This window comes from Ruegeria sp. O5, assembly GCF_056535105.1.
This window is the reverse complement of record NZ_JBQERN010000002.1, coordinates 1-20265: the sequence shown is the minus strand read 5'-3', so window position 1 is coordinate 20265 and position 20265 is coordinate 1. Positions and strand designations below refer to the sequence as shown.

Annotated in this window: 20 protein-coding genes; 9 read left to right on the top strand and 11 right to left on the bottom strand. The window is 56.8% G+C overall.

Annotated elements, in window-relative coordinates:
- Positions 1–117 precede the first annotated feature (117 nt).
- From ACR0M3_RS04620 to ACR0M3_RS04600, 5 genes are all read left to right on the top strand, one after another.
- The gene (locus ACR0M3_RS04620; protein ID WP_480909857.1) at positions 118–1032 is read left to right on the top strand and encodes a Hint domain-containing protein; all 915 of its coding nucleotides are present in this window, start codon (positions 118–120) and stop codon (positions 1030–1032) included.
- A 39-nt stretch (positions 1033–1071) separates the two neighbouring features.
- Positions 1072–1806 carry a monofunctional biosynthetic peptidoglycan transglycosylase gene (mtgA, locus tag ACR0M3_RS04615; RefSeq protein WP_209598911.1) on the top strand — a complete coding sequence of 245 codons (735 nt, stop codon included), beginning with the start codon at positions 1072–1074 and terminating at the stop codon, positions 1804–1806.
- Positions 1807–1864: 58 nt separating this feature from the next.
- Complete coding sequence (gene fzlA / locus ACR0M3_RS04610; RefSeq protein ID WP_480909856.1) at positions 1865–2530, top strand: FtsZ-binding protein FzlA; 666 nt, start codon at positions 1865–1867, stop codon at positions 2528–2530.
- Between the two features lie 74 nt (positions 2531–2604).
- Positions 2605–3642, top strand: a complete 1038-nt coding sequence (gene queG / locus ACR0M3_RS04605; protein ID WP_480870899.1) for a tRNA epoxyqueuosine(34) reductase QueG — start codon at positions 2605–2607, stop codon at positions 3640–3642.
- Positions 3643–3714: 72 nt separating this feature from the next.
- A complete protein-coding gene (locus ACR0M3_RS04600) occupies positions 3715–5718 on the top strand; it encodes a hydantoinase/oxoprolinase family protein (RefSeq protein WP_480909855.1) in 2004 nt (667 codons plus the stop codon).
- 39 nt (positions 5719–5757) lie between these two features.
- Here ACR0M3_RS04600 and msrA read toward each other — a convergent pair whose 3' ends face one another.
- The 3 genes from msrA to ACR0M3_RS04585 all read right to left on the bottom strand — a co-directional run bounded on the left by msrA (position 5758) and on the right by ACR0M3_RS04585 (position 7726).
- Positions 5758–6270, bottom strand: a complete 513-nt coding sequence (msrA, locus tag ACR0M3_RS04595; RefSeq protein WP_480909854.1) for a peptide-methionine (S)-S-oxide reductase MsrA — start codon at positions 6268–6270, stop codon at positions 5758–5760.
- On the bottom strand, positions 6267–6716 hold the full coding sequence (msrB, locus tag ACR0M3_RS04590; protein WP_267363147.1) for a peptide-methionine (R)-S-oxide reductase MsrB: 450 nt from the start codon (positions 6714–6716) through the stop codon (positions 6267–6269). Before msrB ends, msrA begins: the two co-directional genes overlap by 4 nt.
- 125 nt (positions 6717–6841) lie before the next feature.
- On the bottom strand, positions 6842–7726 hold the full coding sequence (locus ACR0M3_RS04585; RefSeq protein WP_480538264.1) for a DMT family transporter: 885 nt from the start codon (positions 7724–7726) through the stop codon (positions 6842–6844).
- A 182-nt stretch (positions 7727–7908) separates the two neighbouring features.
- On the opposite strand from ACR0M3_RS04585, the gene ACR0M3_RS04580 reads away from it, so the two are divergent.
- Positions 7909–9105 (top strand): BCCT family transporter, encoded by a 1197-nt coding sequence (locus tag ACR0M3_RS04580; RefSeq protein ID WP_480484607.1) that lies wholly within the window; start codon positions 7909–7911, stop codon positions 9103–9105.
- Positions 9106–9203: 98 nt separating this feature from the next.
- Here the strand turns inward: ACR0M3_RS04580 and ACR0M3_RS04575 are convergent, their stop codons facing one another.
- The 5 genes from ACR0M3_RS04575 to ACR0M3_RS04555 form a co-directional block, all read right to left on the bottom strand.
- Positions 9204–9614: a hypothetical protein gene (locus ACR0M3_RS04575; RefSeq protein ID WP_480484598.1), complete on the bottom strand. Its 411-nt coding sequence runs from the start codon at positions 9612–9614 to the stop codon at positions 9204–9206.
- Positions 9615–9893: 279 nt separating this feature from the next.
- Positions 9894–10181, bottom strand: a complete 288-nt coding sequence (locus ACR0M3_RS04570; RefSeq protein ID WP_117871130.1) for an HU family DNA-binding protein — start codon at positions 10179–10181, stop codon at positions 9894–9896.
- Positions 10182–10311: 130 nt separating this feature from the next.
- Positions 10312–11775 (bottom strand): AMP nucleosidase, encoded by a 1464-nt coding sequence (locus tag ACR0M3_RS04565; protein WP_480487090.1) that lies wholly within the window; start codon positions 11773–11775, stop codon positions 10312–10314.
- On the bottom strand, positions 11772–13574 hold the full coding sequence (gene ade / locus ACR0M3_RS04560; RefSeq protein ID WP_480487092.1) for an adenine deaminase: 1803 nt from the start codon (positions 13572–13574) through the stop codon (positions 11772–11774). Before ade ends, ACR0M3_RS04565 begins: the two co-directional genes overlap by 4 nt.
- Positions 13575–13714: 140 nt before the next feature.
- Positions 13715–14584, bottom strand: a complete 870-nt coding sequence (locus ACR0M3_RS04555) for a LysR family transcriptional regulator (RefSeq protein ID WP_480909853.1) — start codon at positions 14582–14584, stop codon at positions 13715–13717.
- Positions 14585–14698: 114 nt separating this feature from the next.
- Here ACR0M3_RS04555 and ACR0M3_RS04550 point away from each other — a divergent pair, with 114 nt between their 5' ends.
- Together ACR0M3_RS04550 and ACR0M3_RS04545 are read left to right on the top strand one after the other, a co-directional pair.
- Positions 14699–15454 (top strand): class II aldolase and adducin N-terminal domain-containing protein, encoded by a 756-nt coding sequence (locus tag ACR0M3_RS04550; RefSeq protein ID WP_480909852.1) that lies wholly within the window; start codon positions 14699–14701, stop codon positions 15452–15454.
- Positions 15455–15475: 21 nt separating this feature from the next.
- Positions 15476–16465 carry a sterol desaturase family protein gene (locus tag ACR0M3_RS04545; protein WP_480547266.1) on the top strand — a complete coding sequence of 330 codons (990 nt, stop codon included), beginning with the start codon at positions 15476–15478 and terminating at the stop codon, positions 16463–16465.
- Between the two features lie 22 nt (positions 16466–16487).
- On the opposite strand, the gene ACR0M3_RS04540 is transcribed toward ACR0M3_RS04545, so the two are convergent.
- A complete protein-coding gene (locus ACR0M3_RS04540) occupies positions 16488–17120 on the bottom strand; it encodes a class I SAM-dependent DNA methyltransferase (RefSeq protein WP_209598901.1) in 633 nt (210 codons plus the stop codon).
- A gap of 87 nt (positions 17121–17207) precedes the next feature.
- On the opposite strand from ACR0M3_RS04540, the gene ACR0M3_RS04535 reads away from it, so the two are divergent.
- Positions 17208–18053 carry an SDR family oxidoreductase gene (locus ACR0M3_RS04535; RefSeq protein ID WP_480623270.1) on the top strand — a complete coding sequence of 282 codons (846 nt, stop codon included), beginning with the start codon at positions 17208–17210 and terminating at the stop codon, positions 18051–18053.
- A 5-nt stretch (positions 18054–18058) separates the two neighbouring features.
- On the opposite strand, the gene ACR0M3_RS04530 is transcribed toward ACR0M3_RS04535, so the two are convergent.
- Together ACR0M3_RS04530 and ACR0M3_RS04525 are read right to left on the bottom strand one after the other, a co-directional pair.
- Positions 18059–19678: a GMC family oxidoreductase gene (locus ACR0M3_RS04530; RefSeq protein WP_480909851.1), complete on the bottom strand. Its 1620-nt coding sequence runs from the start codon at positions 19676–19678 to the stop codon at positions 18059–18061.
- 400 nt (positions 19679–20078) lie between these two features.
- On the bottom strand, positions 20079–20265 hold a 187-nt coding region (locus ACR0M3_RS04525; RefSeq protein WP_480909850.1), incomplete at its 5' end, for a hypothetical protein.

The following is a 20265-nucleotide window of genomic DNA, read 5'->3' as shown; positions in this document are numbered from 1 at the left end:
CGACGTTTCAGTGCAGGTCTTGCCCGTTTATCCGAAAATCGCCAATCTTTCTTCACACTCAGGCGACAATCATGGGCCGAACTAGGCACCAGATGATAAGCAGACAGGGGCAACCGGATGCCAACACCGTATCAGGATCAGTTTTATACTTTCGATCCAGCAAACCCGCCGCCTGCGGGAACGGCAGTCGCTGTTAGCAGTTTCACTTTAGTCGATGCTGATGATGACAACGAAATCGATGCGCCAAGCGGTGACACCGTCAACGGTCAGGACGTCACGAATTCCTGGCCAGGGGACACTGTTACCATCAACGTGGCGGGCGTCGGGAACGTAACCTATACAGGCACCACGTTTTATCTGGCTGACGGATCTCGGGTATTCACACCGACAGACGGTCAGGTCCTGCAGCCGGGAACATTTGTTTCAGCCACCTTCGTCAACACACAGGGGCCACTGAATGTCGGCAATCTGGGTCCACCCTGTTTCACGCCGGGCACCATGATAATGACCCCGGATGGGGAACGCGCGGTAGAAGATCTTGAAGTCGGTGATCTGGTCACCACAGTGGATCATGGCCCCCAGCCTTTGATCTGGGTTGGGCGTACAGTGGTGGCGGCCGAAGGAAAGCTGGCCCCAATCCGGTTTGAGGCCGGGGTGTTCGACCTGGATCGTCCGCTGCTTGTTTCGCCTCAGCATCGGATGCTGGTTGAAGACTGGCGGGCCTCGTACCTGTCCGGGCACGCTGAAGCGCTGATTCCCGCACATGCTCTGGTCAATGGAAAATCGGTGACCCGGGTGGAAGGTGGCGAGGTGGAGTATTTCCACCTTTTGTTCAAGCAGCACGAGATCGTCATTGCCAATGGTGGCAAAAGCGAAAGCTACTATCCGGGGCATGCGTTGTCGGCCTCGGACCGTGAAACGCAGAGCGAGGTCTTGCACTTGTTCCCTGAGTTGGCAGGTCATGATCCGATGTCAGTGGAAACCGCACGCCCGGTTGTTCACCCGCGCGAAGCGCGTGCCTTCGCGATTTAGGCCGTTTTAAACCCGGACCGCGCGTCGTATAGCTGAGGTATGGCGAAGAAAGCAGCCCGCAAATCAAGCGGTAAGAAAAACAAGGCATCCAACAGGAAATCACCAACGGTGCGCCAGATTCGCCGTTGGCTGACTCGTGTGGTTGCGGCAACTGCCGGAGCTTTGCTTGCGATAATCCTGTTGTATTCGGTTGTGAACCCACCTGTAACACATACGATCTGGTCGGAATGGCGCCGATTGGGAAAGGTTGAGCGCGAATGGGTGCCGATCGAGGAAATGGCCCCGATCATGGCGCGTTCGGTCGTGGCAGCAGAGGATGCAAATTTCTGCCTGCACTGGGGATTTGACGTAGAGGCCATTCGCGATGCGCTTGAGGACGGCGGAAATCGCGGCGCCTCGACCATTACACAGCAAGTGGTAAAGAACGTATTTCTTTGGCAAGGGCGCAGTTGGATACGCAAGGCACTGGAAACTTCGATCACTCCTGTGGTCGAAATTTTCTGGAGCAAGCAGCGCATCCTTGAGGTCTATCTGAATGTTGCTGAGACCGGGAATGGCGTTTTTGGGGTCGAGGCTGCCGCGCAAAGGTATTTCAACACCAGTGCTTCAAAACTTACCTCGGTTCAGGCGGCGCGGATTGCCGCCATTCTGCCGTCACCGCGCAACAGATCGGTCACTGACCCGACGGCGAGAACGCGCAGGCGGGCGGCATCTATTCTGGATGGGGCGGCCACCATCCGCGCAGATGGTCGCGCAGATTGTTTCGAGGATTGAAACCCATCGCCTGCCAAGGCTAAATCTGTCGGGTACTCACTGGTTCGATTGGAAGCCCATGGCGCGTCTGTTTCATGTTCCCCTCTCTCCATATTGCCGCAAGGTTCGGCTGTCTCTGGCGGAAAAGAAGATCGAGGTTGAGCTTGTCGAAGAGCGATACTGGGAACAGGACCCCGACTTTTTGCGCCGTAACCCCGCGGGTAAAGTACCAGTATTGCGTCTGGACGGACAAATGATGTCGGAAAGCGCAGCGATCTGCGAATACATCGAAGAAGCCCGTCCCGAACCGCCATTGATGCCAAAAAGCCCCGAAGCCCGATACGAAGTGCGGCGCCTTGTTGGTTGGTTTGACGACAAATTCCACCATGAGGTGACGTCGAAGCTGCTGTACGAACGGGTAAACAAAAAAGTGACGGGTCAGGGCTATCCGGACAGCAAGAACGTCAAACAGGGTGCCAAGGCCATCAAGTACCACCTGGATTATATGGCATGGCTGCTGGATCACCGCCGGTGGTTGGCCGGTGACCAGATGACATTGGCTGATTTCGCAGCAGCGGCGCATCTGTCTTCGCTGGACTATATCTCGGACGTGGATTGGAACCGCAGTCAGGTGGTCAAGGATTGGTATGCGAAAATCAAATCACGCCCTGCGTTTCGCTCTATTCTGGCGGATCAGGTGCCGGGTTTCCGGCCGCCGCCCCATTACGCTGATCTGGATTTCTGATAGGGTGCGCCAGGGGGGCTGTCTGCCCCCCATCGCGCAGATGCGCGATTCCCCCCGAGGATATTTTTGGCCAGATGAAGAGCGGATCTGATTTGAAGGAAAAGCTGGTACAACAGGCCCTTGAAGAAGGGTTTGTTGCGTGCCGTGTCTGCCGCCCGTGGGATGTTCCAGAAGTTCCCGAGCGTTTGGCCGCGTACCTGGGTGCCGGGTATCATGGGCAGATGGGATGGATGGCCGAACGAACGCATTGGCGCGGTGATCCTGCAGCCCTTTGGCCCGAGGCGCGATCAGTGATCATGCTGGCCGAGAGTTACACGCCGGAACATGACCCGACAGACGTCTTGAAGCAACGCGGCCACGGGGCGATTTCTGTCTATGCGCAGAACAAAGACTATCATGATCTGGTCAAAAAGCGACTGAAGCGTCTGGCGCGGTGGCTGATTGCCGAGGCGGGCGGCGAGGTTAAGGTGTTTGTTGACACTGCACCCGTGCCAGAGAAAGCCTTGGGGCAGGCCGCCGGGTTGGGCTGGCAGGGGAAACACACAAATCTTGTCAGTCGGGAATGGGGTAATTGGGCCTTTATAGGGTCTGTTTTTTCAACATTGGATATACCCGCTGATTCTGCTGAGATTGATCGCTGCGGGTCTTGTCGGGCCTGTTTGGACAGCTGCCCCACGGACGCCTTTCCAGGCCCGTATCAATTGGATGCACGGCGGTGCATCTCCTATCTGACCATCGAACATAAAGGCCCTGTAGAGCCTGAACTTCGCGGAAAGCTGGGCAATCGAATCTACGGCTGTGATGATTGCCTGGCAGCTTGCCCGTGGAACAAGTTTGCGGTTGCCGCAAGTGACATACGCTATGCCGCGCGTGAAGATCTGGCAGCGCCTGCGTTGGAAGAGCTGGTGGCACTTGATGATACCTCGTTCCGAGCGAAGTTCTCTGGCTCACCCATCAAACGGATTGGGCGCGACCGGTTTGTGCGCAACGTGCTTTATGCCATTGGAAACTCGGGGCAGTCGAAACTGAGGGCTGCGGCCCAGAGTTTGACAGATGACCCGGATGAAACCGTGGCAGACGCAGCGCGCTGGGCGGTGGAACAACTTTCATAATTGCCGCAAACAGGCTGGACGTGTCGGCCCCAATCGCTACACCAATCTGCAGCGAACAGTAAGGAGAACCCGATGGCGCTGGCTTTGGGGGTGGATACGGGTGGAACCTATACCGATGCGGTACTGATCCGGGATGAAAAAGAGGTCATAGCCTCGGCCAAGTCCCTGACCACACGCGCGGATCTGGCAATTGGTGTGGGGAAGGCGATTTCTGCCGTTCTGGAGCAGGCGAAAGTTGCGCCGGATCAGATTTCAATGGCCTCTTTGTCCACGACATTGGCGACAAATGCCTTGGTCGAAGGGCAGGGCGGGCGGGTTGCGTTGATCTATATCGGATTCAAAAACAGCGACCTTGAAAAGCACGGTTTGAAGGACGCGTTAAAAGGGGACCCGTCCCTGGTTATGTCTGGTGGGCATTCTCATTCTGGCAGCGAAGCTGCGCCATTGGACGTTGCCGCGCTGGAGCAGTTTTTAGACTCTCATAAAGGGATTTCTGGCTTTGCCATAGCCGCTCAGTTTGCCACCCGTAATCCCGCGCATGAACTGGAAGCCGCACGGATCGTTACGGAAAGAACCGGGGCTCCGGTAACATGTTCGCATCACTTGTCGGCAAAGCTGAATGGGCCGAAACGCGCCGTGACGGCCGTGTTGAATGCGCGGCTGATCGGGATGATCGATCGTTTGATCGGGCGTGCGCAGGACCAGCTGCGCGAGTTGGGGATAATGGCCCCGATGATGGTCGTGCGCGGTGATGGGGCGTTGATGAGTGCTGAACAGGCGCGTGAACGCCCCATTGAAACGATCCTGAGCGGACCAGCCGCGTCAATTGTAGGCGCGCGCTGGTTGACCGGCGCAGAGAATGCGTTGGTGTCGGATATTGGCGGCACGACAACTGACGTGGCGTTGATCCGTGACGGTAAGCCCGCGATAGACTCGGCCGGGGCACAGGTGGGCGGGTTCCGCACAATGGTCGAGGCAGTTGCGATGCGCACCCATGGCCTTGGAGGTGACAGTCAGGTGCATGTCGTGACCGAGGGGTTGCAGGGCGGTGTTTTTCTGGGGCCGCGCCGCGTTCTTCCGGTGTCCCTGATCGCCTCGGAAGCGCCCGAGATCGTCCATGCCGTTCTGGACGAGCAATTGCGGGCCACGACGGTGGGTGAGCACGATACGCGCTTTGCCCGTCGCGTGCCGGGAATACGTGACGACGGTATAGATGTGCGAGAAGAAGCCCTGTTGGAGCGGTTGGGAGATCAGGTTTTGCCGATCGGTTCCTTGCTTCGGTCCCGAATGGAGAGCGGCGCATTGACCCGGTTGGTGGACCGCGGGATCATTCAGATCTCGGGCGTGACGCCGTCGGATGCCAGCCATGTACTGGGGCGGGTGGATGCCTGGGATGCGGACGCCGCCCGTAAGGCACTTGAACTGGTCGCGCGCAAACGGGTCGGGTCCGGAGATATGTTGGCAAAATCCGCCGAAGCGCTGGCGCAGATGATCGTGGACCAGTTGACAGAACAGACCAGTTTGACCTTGTTAGAGGCTGCTTTTGATGAGGAGCCAGACAGTTTCGGGCATTCGCCGCAGGAGCTGGCGCGGCATATCCTGACACAGCGCGGATTGGCGCAGCATCGCGGTTTGTTGTCGCTGACCGCAGCCCTGAACGTTGATGTTGTGGGACTTGGGGCATCTGCCCCCAGCTATTACCCGGCGGTTGGTGAACGGCTTCGCTGCCGGATGATACTGCCGGAACATGCGGGCGTAGCCAATGCGATTGGCGCTGTCGTGGGGCGGTTGACCTTACGGCGAACAGGCACGGTGACAAGTCCTGCCGAAGGGCGGTATCGTGTACATCTCGAGGACGGGCCCAAGGATTTTTCCGCATCAGAAGATGCGCTGGCTTTGCTGGAAAATGTTCTGAGGTCGGAAGCGGAAGGCGCGGTGCGCGAAGCCGGTGCAGAAGATATCCGGGTGATCGTGGATCGCGATATCAAAACCGCGCGGGTCGAGGCCAATGATGTGTTTGTCGAAGCAATGATTACGGTCGAGGCTAGCGGGCGACCGCGGGTTGCGGCGGGCTAGCCCCTCTGACTCGTTCAGAGGGGCCGGGCAGGTGGTGCATTATTCTGCGGCGCTGGCACGTTTGGGAAGAACCCAGTCCTGGCGCGGGAAGTGGCAGGTATATCCGTTCGGGATACGCTCAAGATAATCCTGATGCTCGGGTTCGGCCTCCCAAAAATCGCCGACGGGTTCGACTTCGGTTACGACTTTTCCCGGCCACAAGCCGCTGGCATTCACGTCTGCGATTGTATCCAGGGCGGTTGCTCTTTGGGCTTCATCGACGTGGTAAATCGCGGAACGATAGCTCATGCCTCGGTCGTTGCCTTGTCGATTCACCGTGGTCGGGTCGTGAATCTGGAAAAAGAATTCCAGCAGGTCGCGGAAACTGATCTGCGATGGGTCAAACCAGATCTCGATCCCTTCGGCGTGGGTGCCGTGGCTGCGATAGGTGGCGTTGGGCACATCGCCTCCGGTATAGCCCACCCGAGTTCGCAAGACGCCAGGCAGCTTGCGGATCAGGTCCTGCATACCCCAAAAGCAGCCTCCGGCCAGTACAGCACGTTGTTCAGTCATTGGATTTCCTCCACGTGGATCAGGAATTCGGCGTAACCTTCAGCCTCCATCTCATCCCGATGGATGAACCTGAGCGAGGCCGAGTTGATGCAATATCGCAGGCCGCCATGTTCTCGCGGGCCGTCGGGGAAGACATGCCCCAGATGGCTGTCGCCGTGTTTCGAGCGAACCTCGGTCCGGATCATACCATGTGTCGTGTCGCGAAACTCTTCCACATGCTCATGGATGATCGGCTTGGTAAAGCTGGGCCAGCCACATCCGGATTCGTATTTGTGGGTCGAAGCAAACAGCGGTTCGCCTGACACGATGTCCACGTAGATACCCGGTTCCTTGTTCCCTAAATACTTGCCTGTCCCCGGCCGTTCGGTGCCGTTGCGTTGGGTGACGTGAAATTCTTCGGGCGAAAGCGCCGCAATAACCGTGGGGTCTTTGGTGTAGCGTGTCATGGATCCTCCGGCTGATTTGACGTTTGTGCCATTATCTGGGGGCTGCCGTACAGAAAGCAAAGCGATATTTCAAAGAGCTCTCACAGTCGTGCGGTCGGTCAGACGCATACACTTAGGTCCTTGTGTTAGGCCGAAGTCGTTTTGCTGGCAGGTTGGCGTGAAAGCTGTACGGCAAGAATACCCAATGTCGTGATTGTAACGCCAATTGCGTCCATCGCGCCCAGTTTCTCGCCCAACAATATGGCCGCAATCGTGACACCGAATACCGGATTCAAAAAGTGGAACGTGGCTGCGCGGATCGCGCCGATGCGATCCAGAAGAAGGAACCAGATCAGCGTGGCCAGCAGCCCAGGAAACAGGGTTGTGTAGGTGAACGCCAAGGCCAATGGCAGCGTCGGGTGGATGTAGATGGCCTCAAAGATCGGAGCAGCCACGAACAACATGGCTGAACCTACAAGCATCTGTAGACCGACGACCATCATGAAATTACCGCCCGAAGTCGCACCGCGGACCGCGAGGGTGGCAAAGGTCAGCGCCAAAGCTCCGATGCCGCACAACGCGATGCCGAACATGTCGACACCAGAACTGATCCGGCTGCTCATGATCAGGGCGACGCCGGTGAATCCGGCAAACAATCCCAAAATCCCGAGAGGGCGCAGTTTCTCGCCGAAAATCAGCCACCCTGCCAGCGCCACCAACAAGGGCATTGTGGACGCGATAATCGCCGCAACCGAAGCCTCGACCGTTTGCATAGCGTAGAAATTCAGACCCAAATACAGGGCATTTTGGCAGATACCGAACAGAATTGTCGCCCGCCATTGGTTCCGGGTCAGGTGCCAGCTTTGCCCCATCGCCCGGGCAATCAGAACCCCCAGACCCCCTGAGATCAAAAACCGCAGAGCCAGCGAAAACAAGGGAGAGGCGTCTGCCACGATGATCCGCGCCGAGGTAAAGGCAGACGACCAGATCAGGGCAAAAGTAAGCCCCATGGCTATGGCGCGCAGATCCATGGAGACCCCCTGTCACTTTGCGCGGACTTTCCCCGATTTTCCGATGGGTCGCAAGCGCTGCGCGTCAAAAAAGACACATCCGTGATGCAACGAAAGTCACGAGGATGTTTTTATTGATTGACTGAACAATTAAAGTTATCGGCTCCGGGATCTGACATATCAAGGGAGGGTTGTCGGTGCTTCTGGAATACATTCTTTCTTTTGGCGTTCTGCTGGCGTTGGGCCTGGTCGCGTTCTTCGTCGTGAAGTGGTGGAACCTGCGCTGCGTTGGCGTTACACCTGTCCACCTTTTCACGTTCATCGCGATCCTGTTTACGTCCGGTCTGGATGTTGGCCTGATCATGTTCCCGCTGACAGAATTTGGTGGCTATGCCGAAGATCCGGCCTATGCCTTTGCCAATCCACTGGCGATCGAGTTCGGTTTCTGGGGATTTCTGATCTGGGCGTTTTACTTCCTGACAGCCTTCTATTTCTGCGTGATCGAACCCCGCGTGAACTTCTTTGAGATTCCGCTGGTCAAGCTGATCAACAACGTCGTCATCATCGGCACCTGCGCCTTTACCGCCAGCCTGTTCCTGATCTACCTGCCTGGCTACCTGCCAGAGGTCGGAGATGGAGAATCTGTCGTTACCACCTTCTACGTCATCGTGTTTGTGGTCATTCTGGCGGCAGCATACTCGTCGACCGATTTGAAATATGTGCGCATCCTGTCGGTCGGTTCGACCTTTCTGTTCCTTGCACTGATTCTGGGTATGTGGGCGGCCGCTGGCATGGGAATGACCGGGTTTATCGAAACCGGCAGTAACATTGGTGCCTATTTCACCAATGTGCACAAATTTGTCCTGCCGCTGACCGATTATCATGCCTTCTACTTGTTCTGGTGGTTTGCGTGGTCAATCATGATTGGCCAGTTTACTTCGCGCTTTGTGGGCGGTTTGAAAACCTGGCAGCTGCTGGCGGCGTTGTTGATCTTCCCGTCGATCCCGCTGGGGATCTGGTTCACCGTTCTCTACTACTATCACCTGAACGGCATCAGCACCGCAGGCATCACCAATATCGCGATGGTAATCGTGGGCGTGACCTTTGTGATCAACTCGCTGGACTCGCTGATTAGGCTCTATACAGACAACCTGAACATGACCGCCGAGCGGTTTGGCAAGGCGACCTATGTCGCTGGCAACGTCGCGCTGCTGTTTGTGCTAACGCTGCTGTTCCAGAGTCAGTGGTTACAAATCCAGTGGATCGGAGCCGTCGTAGTCGGTCTTTACCTGGCTTGCGTGGTCTATATCCTGGTCACCAAGCGCAAAGAGGTGATGAGTATCGATGCCATGCCGGAAGATCGCGATCTGGACTTCCACAAGGTTGAGACGATTCACTGATTGTTTGAATCTAGTGTACCAAAAGCGGGCCTCGACATTGGGGCCCGCAACTCTTTTTAGGGGCTGCCCGATCCGGCCCTCATTCCTTGTCGTTCACTTCAGTTCGTGTCGAGACGATATTTGAGGAAACTGTGGCCAGCGTAGTCTACTTGCCCAACAAAATAAGCGCCGAGTTTGGTCATTGCGCGCAGTTTCGTGCGTGAAGGCGGCAGCAAGAATGTCACGAACGGAATACGATTGTCCTGCTTTGCGAATGCGATGGCCTGACGTGCTATCTTTGCACCCAGTCCAAATGCACCGGGCTTCAAGACCAACCCGAAATCCCACTCTTCACCTTCTTTTTGAAATCCGCCCCATCCCACATAATGTCCGCGGTGCAGAATTGCCCAATGACCTAGGCCGTCCCGCGCCCAACACGACTCTTTCGCGTGAATGAAACCGGCGACTGTTTCCTCATCCCAATCCTGCGTCAGGAGAGGCATGTGTTCGGCAAGAATTGGATTTCTCATATGCGCCAGTATCTCAGGTGCTGAGACGAGGGGCAGTCGCGTGAAGGTTATATCCTGTTCCATAGAACTGGGATTTAGCGGGCCAAGCAGGAAATCAAAGGGTTGTCCGTAAAAAACGTGCCAAGGACAACCGGTGTTGGATTGTAGCCCATATTTACAGTCTGAATAAGAACTCTGATGCCTTAGGACACATGTGCGCAGGCTTTAAAATGTGAAGCTCAGGCACAAAAAAGGGGCCGCGTAACCGCCACCCCTTTTCATGGTTCCAAGCGCTTTGGATCAGCCGTTCACGCTGTCTTTCAGTGCTTTCGCGATGGTCATTTTCACAACCTTGTCGGCTTCTTTGGTGAAGGTTTCACCGGTTGCCGGGTTGCGGACCTGACGCTCGGGGCGCTCGCGGCAGTAGATTTTGCCGACGCCAGGCAGGGTCACTGCACCACCTGCGGAAACTTCGCGTGTGATCAGGCCGGTTATGGCCTCAAGCGCAGAGTTCGCGGATTTCTTATCGGTTCCCATTTCCTCAGCGAGAGCAGCAACCAGCTGAGTCTTTGTCATAGGTTTTGCCATTTCTTGGTCTCCTTAACGTGCCCGATCTATAGGGCCTCACCGCGTAACTGTAACGGGATATTGTGGCCAAACACAACGAATAGTAGCGCAGAAACCCCTAAAAATATGGGGAAAACGTTGCTTTTTTGCGTCAGAGGAAGGCAGTTTCGTCGAAGGAACGCAATTTCCGGCTGTGCAGACGCTCCAACGGCATGCCGCGCAGGTGCTCCATAGCGCGTATCCCGATCATCAAATGACGCCCGACCTGAGTGGTATAAAAGGTAGACGCCATGCCCGGCAGCTTTAGTTCGCCGTGCAGGGGCTTGTCCGACACGCACAGCAAAGTGCCGTAAGGAACGCGAAAGCGATAGCCGTTCGCGGCGATGGTGGCGCTTTCCATATCCAGCGCGATGGCCCGCGACTGGCTGAGGCGCTGAACCGGTCCGGATTGATCGCGCAGTTCCCAGTTGCGATTGTCGACCGATGCAACTGTTCCCGTCCGCATGATCCGCTTCAGTTCATACCCTTCCAGCTCGGTCACCTCGGCCACGGCGCGTTCCAGCGCGACCTGAACCTCGGCCAGGGGCGGGATGGGCACCCAGACCGGCAGGTCATCATCCAGAACCTTGTCATCACGTAGATATGCATGGGCCAGAACGAAATCACCCAATGCCTGCGTGTTGCGCAATCCGGCGCAATGGCCAACCATCAACCACGCGTGGGGGCGCAGAACCGCGATATGGTCGGTCGCAGTTTTCGCATTCGAGGGGCCAACACCGATGTTCACCAAAGTAAGACCCGAACCATCTTCACGCTTCAGATGATAGGTTGGCATTTGCGGCAGTTTCAGCGGTTGCTCGATTTCTGCGTCCGGCTCCGTGATCTCAACATTCCCGGTCGAGACAAAGCTGGTATACCCGCTGCTGGGATCAGCCAACTGCTCACGGGCGTAGTTCTCGAATTCCGAAACATAGAACTGATAGTTCGTGAACAGAACGTGGTTCTGAAAATGCCGGGCATCTGTCGCTGTGTAATGTGCCAGTCGCGCAAGTGAATAATCGACGCGCTGGGCAGTAAACAATGACAAGGGTCCGACGGCGTCTTCATGATCGTGCACGCCGTTAACGATGTCGTCATTCGTGGTGGTCAGATCCGGCACGTCAAACACATCGCGCAGGGTGAAAGCAGCCGCCCCCTGATGCGGCACAACCAGACCTGACGTATTCGCCACGGCAAAATGCACCGGAATAGGTGTGTCCGACGCTGCAATCGTCACCGGTTGGTCGTGATTCTTGATCAACAGGGCAATCTGCTGGGTCAGGTAGGACCGGAATAAATCCGGGCGCGTTACGGTTGTAGCGTGAACACCGGGTTCCGCCACATGCCCAAAACTCAGGCGGCTGTCGACTTGAGCATAGGTCGACGTCTTTATGCGAATCTCGGGGTAATAGGCCCTGTATCTGGCGGTTGGTGCTCCATTTTGCAGTACCTTCGAGAAGCTGTCGCAAAGAAATTCTGTTGCTTGAGTGTAAAGCTCCTCCAGTCGCGCAACTGCGGCTGCGGGATCGGTGAACTGTTCTGGCGAAAGGGCTTCAGGTGTCAGGAGTGTCGTCATGCTAAGGGTTCCAGAAGATCAATTTTTTTGAATGTGCGCACGTCAACCAGCCCGAGATCAGAGATCCTGAGTTCCGGTATGACGACCAACGCCAGCAGCGAATGTTGCATATATGCGTTGTTCAGATTGCAGCCACATTCCTGCATGGCCTGAACCATCCTGTCCGCCTTGGCCGCAACTTCAGCGGCCGGGCTGTCGGACATCAGACCGGCAATGGGAAGTTCGACCATCGCCAGTTCCTGGCCGTCCCGGAAGATCGTGATGCCGCCACCCACCTCGGCCAGTCGATTCGCGGCCAGCGCCATCTGTTCACGGTCCGTGCCGACGACGATCATGTGGTGACTGTCATGTGCCACGGTCGAGGCCATGGCCATTTTTCCCTGATATCCAAACCCCGAGACAAAGGCATTGGTGACGCCCCCTGTCGCCCGGTGTCGTTCGACCAGTGAGATCTGGCATACGTCACCCTCACCTTCAACAAGCCCGCCGATAATCGGCAATTCGGCTTTCAGGGCTTTAGTGGGGGCCTGGTTTTCTACCACGCCAATGACGTTGGCCCTTACCTTGTTTGCACCCTTCGGCGCCGCGATCTCAAAATCGGACGCGGCCAGTTCCTGCTTCAGATGAACGGTGCGACGTGCCTTGTCGGGCCAGTTCAGGTGGGGGCAATCAACCTTGATCACCCCGTTTTCCGCAACAACCTTCCCGCGCGCTATGACCAGTTCGACCGGCAATTCGGTCAGGTCAGAGCTGAGGATGATGTCTGCCCGTCGTCCCGGCGTGACCGATCCGATCTCGCGTTCCAGACCGAAATGCGTGGCGGTGTTGATCGTCGCCATCTGCACGGCCACAAGCGGGTCACAGCCGCAGGCAATCGCGTGGCGCACGACGCGGTTCATATGCCCATCATTGACCAGCGTGGCAGAGTGGCAGTCATCCGTGCACAGGATGAAATTGCGCGCATCCAGACCTTTTTCGGTGACCGCGGTAATCTGGCTTTCAATGTCATACCAGGCCGAACCCAACCGCATCATCGACCGCATTCCCTGACGGACCCGTGCGATGGCATCCGCTTCGCAGGTGCCTTCGTGGTCATCGGCAGGTCCACCAGCCACATAAGCCGCGAAATCAGGCCCTAAATCAGGGGATGCGTAATGTCCGCCGACGACCTTGCCTGCCCGCTGCGTGGCCGCAATCTCGGCCAGCATTTTGGGATCTCCGTGAATCACGCCGGGGAAGTTCATCATTTCCCCCAAGCCGATGATCCCGGGCCAATTCATCGCCTCGGCCACGTCTTCGGGGGTGATTTCATAGCCTGTCGTCTCTAACCCCGGTGCAGAGGGCGCGCAGGACGGCATCTGAGTGAAGATGTTGACCGGCTGCATCATTGCTTCGTCATGCATCATGCGCACACCGTCCAGCCCCAACACATTGGCGATCTCGTGCGGGTCGGTGAACATACTGGTTGTGCCATGGGGGATAACTGCGCGGGCAAACTCGGCAGGGGTCAGCATCCCCGATTCGATGTGCATATGCGCGTCGCATAAGCCGGGCAGGATAAAGCGGCCTTGCGCGTCGATAACCTGTGTCTCTGGTCCGGTACAATGCGAGGCGTCGGGACCGACAAATGCAATACGGCCTGCAGCGATTGCAACTGAATGGTTCGGCAGCAGTTCGCGGCTGTGCACATTTACCCAAGTCCCACCCTTTATTACCATATCTGCTGCCTCACGTCCGGCAGCAACTGCGATCAATCGGGGGGCGACATCGGGCCAAGTTGGGAAGGGTGTGTTTTCCATGGCTCAACTTTCACGAATGCGCGCGTGGGCGCAACCCCGGTTCTTTACTACTGCCGACGGATCACAATTCTGCAAATCTGCCCGACTCAGTCATCGAAAGCTGACATAGGTGCCGACAGCGCGCAGGAACCCGTCCGGGTTTACGTTTCGGACCCGAATTCTCGTCGTATCCAGTTCGCAAAGGTAACCGCTCCGGGCGTGTCCTCGGCCTGAGGGGAGAGCAGCAGATAATACGCCTCGGGCATCGGGGCGCGATGCTCAAATGGTGCGACTAGTCGTCCCTGATCGATCAAATGACCTGCGATGGTGTCATGGGCCAGGCACAGGCCACCTCCGGCCATCGCAGCTGACAAACAAACCAGATAGGTTGTCGCGTAGGTAATAGGCGGATTCTGCCAATTCAGAGCCTGATCTTCAGCCCACGTCGCCCAGTTGGTCAACAGGTTGGAACAGTCGAACAGAGGTTTTTCCTGAAGGTCTTGCAGGCACACCTGATATCCCGGCGCGCAGACGGGATAGTAATATTCAGAGCGCAGCACCTCTGTCCGGGTTGTATCTGAGGGTCGAAGGGAAAACCGGATCTCGACTGCTGCGCCTTCAGCCATCGCGCGCGGTTCCCACAGCTCGGTGAAGATGTTCAGCTGAACATCCGGGTGTTCAGCCTGAAATAATGGCAGACGCGGGGCCAGCCAGTTCACGGCGAAACTGATGTTGCACTGCACCTGGACCGCATTCTGTTGCGCGCCAGTTACCGCCTGAGTGCCCCGTATCAGTGTCCGAAACGCCTCGCGCACCACCGGCAAATAGGTGATTCCGGCCTCTGTCAGCTCAAGCGCCTTCGGGCGTCGCAGGAACAGTGGCTGACCCAGATGGCCTTCCAGCGATTTGATCTGCTGACTGACCGCACTTTGCGTCATGTTCAGATCCCGCGCCGCACCGGTGAATGACAGATGGCGGGCTGCGGCTTCGAATGTGCGCAGCCAGCCAAGCGGGGGAAGCCTGTTTTGCATCGACATAACTCCGGCATAAGTTTAGCTAATGGAATAGTTGCGTTTTTTTCGTTGGTCAAATTGCCGGACCAAATGCAGGCTTTGGTCATTCGCAGATACCAAAGGACGCGTCACATGAGTCTCACCAACCTTCGTCCCAACATCGATCATTGGTCAGAACGTGTGGACATGGCCGCAACCTTTCGCTGGACGGCCCGGCTGAACATGCACGAAGCCGTTGCCAACCACTTCAGTCTTGCTGTGAACGCAGACGGGACGCAGTTCCTGATGAACCCCAATCAGGCGCATTTCTCGCGTATTCGCGCGTCTGATCTGTTGCTGTTGAACGCCAACGATCCGGATGTGATGTCCCAGCCCGGCGCACCTGATCCCACGGCCTGGGGCCTGCACGGCTCGATCCATCGCCAGTGCCCGCACGCGCGTTGCGTCATGCATGTGCATTCGATTTTCGCAACTGTTCTGGCGTCACTGGCCGACAGTACACTTCCGCCAATCGACCAGAACACCGCGACCTTCTACAACCGCTACGTTGTTGACGAAGAATTTGGCGGATTGGCTTTTGAAAGCGAAGGCGAGCGGTGCGCCGGGATGTTGGCTGATCCGAAGAAGAAAGTCATGATCATGGGCAACCACGGGGTTCTGATTACGGGCAGTGACCCTGCAGATACCTTTAACAGGCTCTACTATTTCGAGCGCGCTGCCGAAACATACATCCGGGCACTGCAAACAGGCCTGCCCCTGCGGGTGCTGTCGGATGAGATTGCAGAGAAAACAGCGCAGGAACTGGACGACTACCCCGATCAGGCGGAAGCGCATCTTCGAGCGATCAAGGAAATACTTGATGCAGAAGGCTCGGATTACGCAACCTGAATGCAAGACAGAGTGACCAACATGCGAGATTCCACGCAGGACCCCGAAGCTGCCCGCTGGCATTACCACCCCGACGGGCCAGTGGGCCTCAACCCGCTGTTCAGTTGGCCACCACGTCCGGCGGCCGTGCTAAAATGGTACAGCGGCGCGTGGTTGCAAATCACCGCCCTGACCCTGTGCATGACCTTGGCCGTCATCGCTTATGCGTTCTTTTTCCCTGCATTAGAGACGATGAAAAGCTTTGCACCCGGGTGGATGTTCCGGATCTGGCTGCTGAACATGGTACCGCAAACTCTGGTGGCAGGAAGCCTGCACTGGTGGCTGTACATGCGCAAAGGGCAGGGGATGTACAAAAAGTTTGATCGCAGGGACCTGACACGGGACAACGGAACATTCACATTCCGCAATCAGGTTTGGGATAACATCTGGTGGACGCTGGGCAGCGCCATGACGGTGGCGACCATTTACCAGTGGGTCATCTTCTGGGCGATGGCAAATGGCTGGGTTCCGACGATTACCTGGGCCAGCTCGCCGGTGTGGTTCGTGGTTTGGATGTTGTTTATTCCCATGTGGTCCGGTCTGCATTTTTACTGGGTGCACCGGCTGGAACATCATCCCAGGCTTTATAAACATGTGCACGCGGTCCATCACCGTAATGTCAATACCGGGCCATGGTCAGGGATTTCGAATCACTGGTATGAAAACATGCTGTATTTCACGACGTATTTCATCCACCTGATCGTGCCTTCCCATCCGCTGCATGTGTTGTTTCACAGCTCGTTCCAGCAGGTCAGCCCGATACTGTCCCATTCTGGGTTCGAGAAGCTAAAGGCCGGTGAGACCGAAGCCGCGCGGGCGGGCGACTTTTTTCACCAGCTCCACCACAGGTATTTCGAGTGCAACTACGGCACATCCGAAATTCCGTTCGACAAGTGGTTTGGCACCTATCACGATGGCTCAGCCGAGGCGACGACACGCACGAGGGCCTACAAAAAGCAGATGTATACCTGACGCGGCTGGTTCTGTCCGGGGACTAAACCCGTTCGAACAATGCAATGAAGGCCGTGTCATCCTTATTGGGTCCTGCAGCAAGATCGCCATAGATGCGAACCTCGGGCAGGGTCAGGTTGCGGATCTGGTCCTGTTCCAGTTCGTGCAGCTTACCCTTGAAGCCCATCTTTTCGAAATGGCGGGCGTTTATTGACAGGGCGAACGTAGCGCCTGACCGTGCAACTCGAAGCAGCGCAGGCAACACTTCGGGACCCAGATGACCGTGTGTGAACGTGCCAGATGACACGATGCCGGAATAGCTGTCTGGCGGAACCGGGATGCCATGGGTCAGGTCAGCCTCGATCGCGTCCCGGTAGATGTCCTTGCGCATAGCCTGTTCCAGCATCTCCGAACTGATATCCGTGGCATCAATCGGCCCAACACCAAGCCCAGACAACACCGCGCCACACAGGCCCGTTCCCGCACCGACGTCCAGAACCGGCCCCTGACCGCCCGCGCCCACAAACGCCCGCGCGGTATGGATATGAAGCTGATAATCCTCACGCGCGGCAAAGCTGTCGTCATAGTCCCCGGCCCATTCCGCATAAAGGCGTTTGTTTTCGTCCGGAGAGCTCAGCGCGTAGGCAGAATGCAGGTCTGGTTTCTTTTTGCTCATATCCACAGAAAGGCGCATCAGAAGATTCGATTCAAGTGCGTCCATGCGGCGCTTGCATCCCGATGCGCTGAAGCCCATCAACGGTGCATGACCAAGACACTCTTCTCATTTGGCCACGGCTATTCTGCGCAGGCCCTTTCCCGAATTCTTGCCCCGAAAGGCTGGCAGATTTTTGGCACCACACGAGATGGCGAAGGCACAGATGCGATACGTGCCTCTGGCGCGGACCCGCTGATCTGGCCCGGTGAGGTTCCAAATCTGGATCGGGTGACGCATTTGCTGATCTCAACGGCACCGGGCGAGGCGGGCGATCCGGTACTGGCGGCGCTGGGCGACGAGATCCGAAAACGGGCAAGTCAGTTCACTTGGGTGGGTTATTTATCGACAACAGCTGTTTATGGCGATCACCAGGGCGGCTGGGTTGACGAAGACACCCCGCCAACACCGACCGCCAAGCGTGGAAAGTGGCGCATGCTGGCTGAAGAGCAATGGGCGGCTGTGCCGGGCCTGCCTGTTCACATCTTCCGTCTGGCAGGGATATACGGCCCAGGTCGTGGGCCGTTCTCTAAGCTCACACGCGGTGGGCTGCGGCGCATCATCAAGCCGGGGCAAGTGTTTTCGCGTATCCACGTGGATGACATTGCGCAGGTTCTGCAAGCTTCGATGACAAGGCCGAATCCGGGCAGTGTTTACAATGTCTGCGACGATGAGCCTGTCCCGCCACAAGATGTCATCGGGTATGCCGCCGAGTTGCAGGGGCTTCCTCTGCCCCCGGCGGTTTCATTTGACGAGGCCGATCTGACACCGATGGCGCGCAGTTTTTATAACGAGAACAAACGCGTCCGAAACGACCGGATCAAGGATGAGTTGGGTGTCGAATTGATCTACCCGAACTACCGGGTGGGGTTGGAGGCGCTGATGAAGGACCGGTAGGTTCTTTACTGCGCGGCTGCCTTAATCATGTCCGAGGCTTTTTCCGCGATCATTATTGTTGGCGCGTTTGTGTTTCCCGACACCAGTGTTGGCATCACCGACGCATCAACTACACGCAGCCCCTCAATCCCCCGCACCCGAAGTTCGGGATCCACAACCGCCAGATCGTCGGTACCCATCTTGCAGGTGCCGACCGGGTGATAGATCGTATCGGCGCGGGCGCGGATATGCCCCTCCCAATCGGCGTCAGATTTGGCTGTATCGGTTCCGAACATCTCTTTATGCCGATATTTGGCCAAAGCTGGCGCTTGCAGGATGTCTCGCGTCATTCGCGCGCCTTTGATCATGGTGTCCAGATCGCGTGCATCTGCAAGAAATCCCGGGTCGATGACAGGCATTGCCATTGGGTCGGCGCTGCTCAGGCCAACGGTTCCCCGGCTTTCCGGGCGAAGCTTGCAGATATGACAGCTGTACCCGTAACCGTAATGCAGTTTGCGGGCGTGATCATCGACCATTGCGATGGTGAAATGCAGCTGGATATCCGGGCGCTCCAGCTCGGGTGAGGTTTTCAGAAACGCCGCCCCTTCGGCAAACGGTGTGGCCGCCATCGACACACCGGTCTTGCGCCACTGATGGATGTGCTTCAGCAGTCGCATTGCCGCTGTTGCGCCGATCCCAAAGTTGTTCGTGTCTTTGGTCCGGTAGGTCAGCGTAAAGTCGAGGTGGTCCTGCAGGTTCCGCCCTACACCCGGTAGTTCGTTGAGAACAGCGATCCCGTGCGGTTCAAGATCAGCGCTTGCTCCAATCCCAGAGATTTGCAGCAGCTGCGGTGTTTTTAATGCTCCCGCGCACAGCAGAACTTCGCGAGTGGCGGTAACGGTGGTGTCTGCCTCTTTGCCTTTGACCCTGAAAACAACGCCAGTTGCGCGCTTACCCTGAAAGACCAGCCCTTTCGCGTGGGCATGTGTAATGATCGTCAGGTTCGGACGGTTGGCAATCGGGAACAGGTAACCCGCAGCCGCCGAGCACCGCTCTCCGTTCTTTGTCGGGTCATGAAACTGCGTTACCTGATACAGCCCGACACCTTCGTTATCGCCTCGGTTGAAATCATCAGTATGACGGTGTTGGAGTTGCCGCGCGGCTTCAATGAACGCGCGGGTGATCGGGCGAGGTTCCTTTTGCTGTGACACCTGTAACGGGCCCTTGTCACCATGCCAGCTGTCTGCGCCAAGCTCATTGTTCTCGGACCGTTTGAAATACGGCAATACGCTGTCCCAATCCCAACCGTCGCAGCCCTGATCGGCCCACCCATCGTAATCCTGCCGCTGACCCCGGACATAAAGCATCGCGTTGATCGCGCTCGAACCACCCAGTGCTTTGCCGCGGGGTTGATACCCCCGGCGTCCGTTCAACCCGCGTTGCGGTATGGTTTCAAAAGCCCAGTTGTTTATTTTGGGTCGTCCCGGAAGGGCTGCCACGACAGCTGCCGGCACCCTGACAGTTAGGCCGTTTCCGTTCCCACCTGCTTCGAGCAGGCAAACGCGTGAAGCCGGGTTCTCGGTGAGGCGGTTTGCAAGAACGGATCCTGCCGAACCGCCGCCCACGATGATATAGTCGAACTCCATGCTGGCTTCCCTACTATCAGAACCATTATTGTGCCGGTCCGCTGTTCGCCATCCGAGCCAGGCTCACCTGAGACTGCGTCAATTGAGTAAAAAAACAATTGTGACCTGAAGTCAGTTTCCAAGTGTTCTTCGACATTCAGCGAAACGGTACGCCCGCGTCGATCGAGTGACTCAAGACGGATATCGATGTCGTCGTTTGCTGACGGGGTCGACGATTCCAGCCAAAGTGCAGATTTCACCCTCTTCTTCTGATGAGCCTGCACCTGAAATGGCCGATGGGAATCGCGAAATATCTGTTTAAACTATTGATTTACAACATTTAAATGAGAGAGTAGTGAGAAATGTGAAGTTTTTTCAAAATGGGGGTTGCAGGTCGGAAGCCTAATCCGTAAATACCCCTTCACCGGCGCAACTGAGGTTGGCCTGACGGACTGGAAAGACGGTTGAGACGCGCCGGAGAGACGGTGGGCATCTGAGGTTGAGGTTTAGGCGGTTGCGCTAAGGGATTGGCGTTACGGTCTGGTTTTTGGCTCTGGGTGTTTTGTTCTTTGACATTGATGGATAACTGAAGAGATATGTGGGCGGTT